Source organism: Blautia sp. HA3515 (genome assembly GCF_059933065.1).
This window is the reverse complement of sequence record NZ_JAYFUY010000131.1, coordinates 1-8,321: the sequence shown is the minus strand read 5'-3', so window position 1 is coordinate 8,321 and position 8,321 is coordinate 1. Positions and strand designations below refer to the sequence as shown.

The window sequence follows — 8,321 nt, the reverse complement described above, 5'->3', positions numbered from 1 at the left end:
CCTGGAGATGATTGTTCTGGTCTTAATAGGATTATCCACATTGACAACCAAAAGCCATACCAGGATCCCCACCAGGATGGACATGATTTTCAATGGGATATTTGCTGTAAGCTTCCTATTATTGTTCATGTTTCGCCCTCCCCTTCAGCAGATGGCGTAATTTACCGTTATCAACAACCTTTTTATTCTGTGCTTTAACAAGCGCTTCCCGAAGCTGGGCACTGGTCAGCCCTCTGGAAAGCTTTCCGCCCTTCGCTACAGATACCTGTCCTGTCTCCTCTGACACGATAATCGTCAGAGAATCACTAACTTCACTGATCCCTACCCCTGCTCTGTGGCGGCTTCCCAGCTGTTTGCTCAGTTCCATATTATCAGAAAGCGGCAGATAGCAGGTCGCAGCTACGATACGATTGCCTCTTACTAGAACCGCTCCGTCATGAAGAGGCGTATTATGCTCAAAAATATTGATCAGGAGCTGGCTGGTAAGCATTGCATCTACATTAATACCAGTCCGCTCATATTCTGTAAGGCGGATATTCTGCTCGATCACGATCAAAGCACCGGTCTTTACTTCTCCCATATCAAAGCAGGCCTTTACCAGTTCATTTACAGTCTTGTCTGTAAAACGCTCCTGTACTTCCTTGCTTGTATCAAACAATGGGATCGCAGACATGATCTTTTTCTGTCCAAGCTGTTCCAGCACTTTACGAAGTTCTGGCTGAAAAATAATGATCACTGCAGTAATCAGCACAGTAGACAAATTCTTTACGATCCAGAGAATGGTACTCATCTGGAAAACATATGCAATAAAAATAAATCCAAGAACTATCAGGATACCCTTCAGCAGTGTATATGCACGGGTGAATTTGATCCAAACCATGAACTGATATACAAAGAATGATATCAGGGCAATTTCGATCACATCAGTGATCCCAACCTGCGGAAATGCCAGCTTAGGAAGATACCTGGCAAGCATAACTGCAATATCCTGCATAACGGTCTCCTCTCATTTATTGTAATCAGCGCTGCTTTGGCGCCGGTTTGGTTTACAGTTACAGGTAATAACTGTTCAGCATCCTTGAAATCGCCAGCCGCTGAATCGTTATTACAGATCTTTCAAAGACTCTTCCAGTTTCTTCTCAAAGTCGATCTCATCCATATCGTCTTCCTTTGAAACCGGCTTTGCCTTTCTTGGCGCAGGAGCAGGCGCAGTCCTGCGTTTCTTTGGTTTGTCACTTGCAGTCTGCGCAGGCTCTGTGAAAGATACCGTTTTCTTTTCTTCGGAACGTCTCTCTTCCCTAATAGGCTCTCCGTTGATCTTCTTGATGCTTCTCTCGGAAGTAGATACAGACGCCTTGGGAACAGCCTTTACATAGTAAAAATATTCATCATCCTCATATTCCAGCCTCTCTGTACGGCTGTAATCCCCGCCAAATACAAAGAACTCCAGAATAATGGCAAATACCACAGACAAAACTGCACAGGTGATCAGTGCCGGCATGGAGACAGTTGCGTTCAGGAAAAGACTTCCTCCCAGCATCACAAGCACATAAGTCACACCGCCTGCAACAATTGCGATCCTCCATGCATAATCAAAAGCACGGGTACGAATCAGATAAACAACAAGGACTACAAGCACAAAAGCAACTACTGTGATCCACATGCCCCAGTTTCTGTGCAAGCCCGTCTGCCAGAAGCTGCAGCTTGTCTGCCACTTCCAGATCTGTGCTCGATCAGTGAAGCAGACTGTCTTTTGATAAATCGGATAAAATAAAACAATACCACACTGCATCCTGCCGGAATAGCAGATACTGCATTGCCCATAAGACCGCTGCCAATAGGCAGGATCGCCGGAACATTAAACATAAAGGTGATCGGTGTAAAAGCCATCACTGTATTCTGCCCGCCGCTGAATCTGAGGAAAAAGATCACCATTACCAGAATCAGTACCAGCATAAACCCTGCCGTCTCCAGACTCAAGGCATAGCTGTGAAGGACCATCAGGATAAATCCTGCATATACCGTCACAACAGATGGCAGTATAGAACAGATCAGGGCCAGGATCAGCACAACAAACATACTGTTCAGCTGGCTCATATATCCCATATTTTCATTGATCCAGGTAAAATACAGCATGGCAAGAACAAATTTGAATACAGGAAGAAGATAAAGTTCATATTGCCCATACAGGTTTTTAATTTTCTGTTTTAATTCAAGTAGTGCTGTCATCTTTTACGTCCTCCTGTGATTTCCCGTCCGGAATTCTTTTTCTCTTCACGACCGTAGATCCTCTCCAGTTTGGTCAGTTCTTCATAATACTTCTTAACACTTTTCTTGGCACAGTGATATTTCACAGTATACACAATATAAGTAAGAACTGAATAACCGATCAGCACCACAGCATATCCGCCAACCACTTTCATACCCAGGCTGACCAGATCCATCTGATTAATATTATTCATAAGATATTCTGAATAATATACAGCTACTGCTGCAAGAACCAAGGCATATCCGATAGTAACCAGAAAAAAATTTTTAATTAATGCAAGCCCGATATAATCGCTGCGGTAATATCTGCTGACAGGCAGATACTTCTTCCCGCCCCGCTTTTCATATATTGCAAGCCTGTTCATTATCTTGACTTTCTCTTCGTTGATCATAAATGACTCCTTGCTTTTGATACCATTTTAACCATATAGATTAATTGTATCATATATCCTATTCTGTGAAAAGCATTTTTTGCCATGAATCAATGGATCCCGCTGCACAGAGTGAGAAAAAACACTGCCTCTGCCCCGCTTTTTTTCAGGCATCCGGCAATCTCATCCATGGTACTGCCTGTAGTATACACATCATCAATGATCAAAATACGCATTCCGTCAATTCTCCTGGTAATTTCAAAAGCGCCTTTCAGATTGCGGCGCCGTCCTGCTGCATCCTGCTCCTTCTGAGCATCTGTATGCCTGATCTTTCGTACAAGCCCGGTGTCCAAAGGAAGCTTCATCCACGCAGCAACGATCCCAGCCAGATCCTCTGCCTGATTAAATCCTCTCTGCCGCAGCTTTGCGGCAGTCATCGGGACAGGTACGATCAGATCCGGTGACCATCTGCGAATGGAATCAGCGCCGTAGACACACATGGCCCTTCCGAAAAATCGTCCATATTCTCTGCATCCGCTGTACTTATACTTCATCATGGAAGCCTTCATCCTGTCATCGTAAAGAAAAATCCCTTTTCCCGCTATAAATGCGCCCGGATGGGATCTGCAGTCTGCACAGTATTCTTCTCCTTCTTTGATCGGTTTTCCACAGTGATAACATCTTGGTCCGGCAATAGGATGAAGATCTTTTTCACATTCCGGGCAAATCAGCCGCCTTTGTTCCTTCATTACCTGATGGCACAAAGGACATCGTCTGGGATAAAGAAGATTCAGCAAGCTCCCGGATACGCATGTCCAGAGAGCTGTAACGCTTCTGCTGCTTTTCATTGCGGATCATCTCCTCAAAGGTTTCTTCGCTCCCCACTACAGTTACACATTTCCTCGCCCTGGTAACAGCTGTATACAAAAGATTACGGTTCAGAAGCATCCTTGGCCCTGACAGGATCGGAAGGATCACTGCCGGATATTCAGACCCCTGGGACTTATGGATGGTAATGGCATAAGCCAGCTCCAGTTCTTCCAGCTGCTTAAAAGAATACTCCGCCCATCTTCCATCTTCAAATTCCACAGATGCAATCTCTGAAAATTCATTGATTTCCTTCAGTATCCCAGTGTCTCCGTTAAATACGCCTACTCCTTTTTCTACAGGAATGCCATATTTGCCACGCACTTCCCATTCCATCTGATAATTATTTTTAACCTGCATCACCTTGTCCCCTTCACGGAACAGCTGCTGCCCGGCTTCATGCTCCCTTTTGCCCGGATCCGGCGGATTCAGGTATCTCTGCAGGATCTGATTCAGCCGCTCCACGCCCAGAAGTCCCTTACGCATAGGGGTAAGCACCTGTATCTCAAAGGGTCTGGCTCCCACATATCTGGGCATCTTCTCCTGGATCAATGCGATCACCACGCGGATGATAATATCTGCATCATATCGCTTCAGAAAAAGAAATCCCTGCTTTTATTATCCAGGGATACCTGTTCTCCACGATTGATCTTATGGGCATTCACCACAATATCGCTCTCAGACGCCTGCCGGAAGATCTTGGTAAGCTCCACCACAGGAAATACCCGGCTGCGGATAATGTCTCGCAGTACATTCCCCGGACCTACACTTGGCAGCTGATTCTCATCTCCTACAAGGATCAGCCTTGTGCCGGCAGTGATGGCCTGAAGCAGAGAATGCATCAGAAAAATATCCACCATGGACATTTCATCAATAATGATCACATCCGCATCCAACGGATTCTGGGCATTCCTGTCAAAATGAATGGCTTGGTTGTCATGCTCTTCATCCGGAACGCCGTTCAGCTCCAAAAGCCTGTGGATCGTCTGTGCTTCATATCCGGTAGTCTCTGTCATTCTTTTGGCTGCTCTGCCTGTAGGTGCAGCAAGCCGAAGCTCTGCTCCCTCTCCTTCAAAAAAGCGGATAATAGCATTAATGGTGGTAGTCTTTCCTGTGCCAGGACCTCCTGTAAGAATGAACAGTCCATTTTCTGCTGCTTCTTTTACTGCTTTTTTCTGCATTTCATCCAGGACAGTACCTGTTTCCTTCTGTATCTGGGCCAGTCTGCGCTCTACCAGCTTTTCATTCTCAGGGCATTTAATATTCAGTTCATTCAGCATTCTGGCTGTATTCAGCTCAATCTGATAATATTTGCTGGGATAAACCAGAGTAGCCTCTTTTGTTTCTTTTAATACAAGCTTCCGATCAATAGCCATATCCATCAGATGTTTTTCCATATAGGATGGATCCACATCCAACAGCCTGGAAGCTCTTTCAAAAAGCTCTTCTTTTGGCAGATAAATATGGCCTTCACCTGAAGCCTGCAAAAGAGTATACAACATACCGCTGCGAATCCTGTAATCTGAATCTGTATGTATGCCGATCCTGGATGCAATCTCATCTGCGATCTTAAATCCCACGCCAGAAATGTCTTCGGCCAGGCGATACGGATTCTCCTGAAGCACACCGTAAACAGCCTGGCCATATTTCTGGTATATTTTTGCGCCAAGATTCAGGGATATCCCGTATTTCTGCAGAAAGATCATGGCTCTCCTCATATCTGCCTTTTCTGTAACCTGGGCAGCAATCTCCCGCGCTTTTTTCTCACTGATCCCTTTGACTTCTGAAAGACGTTCCGGCTCCTCCTCTACGATCCGAAGTGTATCTTCTCCAAAATGCCGAACGATCCTGGCAGCCAGTGCCGCCCCGATCCCTTTGATGGCACCTGATCCAAGATATCTTTCCATTGCAAGGCTGTCTTCCGGCATCTTTTCTGTATAACTATGTATCTGAAACTGCTTCCCGTAAACAGGATGGGTAGTGTAAGTGCCTTCTGCCTCTATCGTCACGCCCTGGCTAATAGAAGGAAAACTGCCTACGCAGGTCAGTTCTTCCTCCTTTGTACCTTTCATCACCATAACTGTATATCCGTTGTCATCATTACGGAAAACCACATGGTCAATATAACCGGTAATCTTCTCACTCATTCTTTCTAATCATCCATCCTCGACATGATCTCTGCATATTTTCCTGTTCCTGCAGCAACTACCATGATGGCATCCTGTACAGTCAGCGTATTTACGCCTGTTTTCTGTTCGATCAGGTTATCTATGCCATGAAGCAATGCACCTCCACCGGTAAGCACGATCCCCCGGTCTACAATATCAGCGGCAAGTTCCGGCGGTGTTTTCTTCCAGAACTCCATGTACAGCCTCTACGATCTGTCCGGTAGCCTCCCTAAGAGCCATCCTTACCTCCTCAGAGGTAAGGGTCACAGTCTTGGGCAGTCCGGTGATCACATTGCGGCCTTTCACCTCCATAGTCCTGGGAGATGCTTCCTCAATGGCAGTACCGATCTTTATCTTGATCCTTTCTGCCGCATCCTCCCCTATAAACAGATTGTGGGCTTTCCGTACATAACCCATAATGGCCTGATTAAAATTATCTCCTGCAGCCTAATGGAACTGGATACCACAACTCCTGCCATGGAAATCACTGCAATATCTGTAGTACCTGCACCAATATCCACGATCAGATTGCCAAACGGTTTTGTTACATCCACACCTGCGCCGATGGCAGCGGCAATCGGTTCATCTGCAAGAAAAACCTCTCTGGCTCCTGCCTGGTAGGTTGCTTCTTCGATCGCCTTTTTTTCGATTTCAGTGGTCCCACTGGGAATACAGATGCTGATCCTTGGCTTGCGGAAGGCTCTGCGTCCCATTGCCCTGGAAATGAAGAACTTCAGCATTTTCTCCACCAATAACTGTGTAATCTACGATCACACCCTGGCAGATGGGCCAGATCAATCTCCATCTGGAAGAAACATGCCCTGCCATCTGCTTTGCTTCCTCTCCCATTGCCTTTATTTTTTCTGAATCTTTATCATATACTGCTACTGTAGGCTCCATCAGCACAAGGCCTTTCCCGGTAGAATATACCTGGCTGTTTCTGGTTCCAAGATCAATCCCTATATCGCTTGCCGGCATTGTGAACCTCCCTTTAATTCCTGTTTATTTTCCAGAACTGCAACTGTTCAGATCACAGTTACGTTTTTCTTATTATACGCAATTCCCCTTCAAAAAGAAAGCGTTTGTTACAACATACATTCAAGTCGAGCAGTCGCTGTGTCTTATAATTCTTATTAATTCAAATATTTGGCTACGTACTGGCCGGTGTAGGAGGACGGATTGGCCGCTACCTGCTCCGGTGTACCAGAAAGGCAACTACAGTACCGCCCCTGTCGCCGCCCTCCGGTCCGATATCTATGATATAATCTGCAGTCTTGATCACATCCAGATTGTGCTCGATCACTACCACAGTATTTCCTCCTTCAGAAAGGCGCTTCAGGATCTCCACCAGCTTGTGCACATCGGCGAAGTGAAGGCCTGTGGTGGGCTCATCCAAAATATAAATTGTCTTTCCGGTACTGCGTTTGCTCAGCTCTGCTGCCAGCTTGATCCTCTGGGCTTCTCCTCCGGAAAGAGTAGTAGAAGGCTGTCAGAGCGTGTTGAAGAAGAAAGCCCTACATCGTATAAAGTCTCTATCTTTCTGCGGATGGACGGAATATTTTCAAAAAACGGAAGTGCTTCTTCTACAGTCATATTCAGTACATCATATATGCTTTTGCCCTTATATTTTACTTCCAGTGTTTCACGATTATACCGCTTACCCTTGCAGACCTCACAGGGCACATATACATCCGGAAGAAAATGCATCTCAATCTTAATAATACCATCTCCGCTGCAGGCCTCACAACGCCCGCCCTTTACGTTGAAGCTGAATCTGCCCTTCTTATAGCCTTTGGCCTTGGCATCGGCAGTGGCAGCAAACAGGTCACGGATCTGATCAAAAACGCCGGTATAAGTAGCAGGATTGGAACGTGGAGTCCTGCCAATAGGCGACTGATCAATATTGATCACCTTGTCCAGCTGCTGGATCCCCAGGATATCACTGTGCTTGCCAGGGATCACCCTGGCTCTGTTCAGATCCCTGGCAAGGCGCTTATACAGGATCTCATTCACCAGGGAGCTTTTCCCGGATCCGGACACACCAGTCACACAAGTCATCACCCCAAGCGGAATATCCACATTGATCTTCTTCAGGTTATTCTCAGCCGCTCCACGGATCTTCAGGAAACCGGCTGGCGTTCTCCGTTCCTTTGGTACCGGGATTTTCAGCTTGCCGCTAAGATATGCACCTGTAACAGATCTTTCATTCTTCATCAGATCTTCTGCAGTACCGATACCTACAAGCTCGCCTCCATGCTCCCCTGCTCCGGGACCAATATCAACCACACAGTCTGCAGCACGCATGGTATCCTCATCATGCTCTACTACGATCAGTGTATTGCCCAGGTCACGAAGATGCATCAACGCTCGAAGCAGCCGGTCATTATCCCTCTGATGAAGCCCGATACTTGGTTCATCCAGAATATAAGCAACTCCTACAAGGCCTGACCCGATCTGAGTCGCCAGACGGATCCTCTGAGCCTCCCCTCCGGAAAGAGTAGCAGTCGCCCTTGCAAGGGATAGGTAATCCAGCCCAACATCTGAAAGAAAGCCTACTCTGGCAACAATCTCCTTCAGGATCTGCCTGCCGATCAGCATCTGCTGAGGTGTAAGCTGGATATCGGAAAGAAACTCTTTTAATTTTTCG

Annotated in this window: 5 protein-coding genes and 3 pseudogenes; all 8 read right to left on the bottom strand. The window is 46.3% G+C overall.

What is annotated here, in order from left to right; translation table 11 throughout:
* Positions 1 to 118 precede the first annotated feature (118 nt).
* The gene (gene cdaA / locus R1Y93_RS11150) at positions 119 to 994 is read right to left on the bottom strand and encodes a diadenylate cyclase CdaA (protein WP_500822852.1); all 876 of its coding nucleotides are present in this window, start codon (positions 992 to 994) and stop codon (positions 119 to 121) included.
* A gap of 111 nt (positions 995 to 1,105) precedes the next feature.
* A complete protein-coding gene (locus R1Y93_RS11145; RefSeq protein WP_500822851.1) occupies positions 1,106 to 1,681 on the bottom strand; it encodes a hypothetical protein in 576 nt (191 codons plus the stop codon).
* The gene (locus R1Y93_RS11140) at positions 1,648 to 2,229 is read right to left on the bottom strand and encodes a hypothetical protein (protein ID WP_500822850.1); all 582 of its coding nucleotides are present in this window, start codon (positions 2,227 to 2,229) and stop codon (positions 1,648 to 1,650) included. The genes R1Y93_RS11145 and R1Y93_RS11140 overlap by 34 nt, the downstream gene beginning before the upstream one ends.
* Positions 2,226 to 2,660, bottom strand: a complete 435-nt coding sequence (locus tag R1Y93_RS11135; protein ID WP_500822849.1) for a hypothetical protein — start codon at positions 2,658 to 2,660, stop codon at positions 2,226 to 2,228. Before R1Y93_RS11135 ends, R1Y93_RS11140 begins: the two co-directional genes overlap by 4 nt.
* A gap of 89 nt (positions 2,661 to 2,749) precedes the next feature.
* A complete protein-coding gene (locus tag R1Y93_RS11130) occupies positions 2,750 to 3,388 on the bottom strand; it encodes a ComF family protein (protein ID WP_500822848.1) in 639 nt (212 codons plus the stop codon).
* A pseudogene (recD2, locus tag R1Y93_RS11125) lies at positions 3,351 to 5,653 on the bottom strand (SF1B family DNA helicase RecD2). Before recD2 ends, R1Y93_RS11130 begins: the two are co-directional and overlap by 38 nt.
* A 5-nt stretch (positions 5,654 to 5,658) precedes the next feature.
* Positions 5,659 to 6,652 (bottom strand): annotated as a pseudogene (locus R1Y93_RS11120) (rod shape-determining protein).
* A 155-nt stretch (positions 6,653 to 6,807) separates the two neighbouring features.
* Positions 6,808 to 8,321 (bottom strand): annotated as a pseudogene (uvrA, locus tag R1Y93_RS11115) (excinuclease ABC subunit UvrA); the annotation flags it as partial.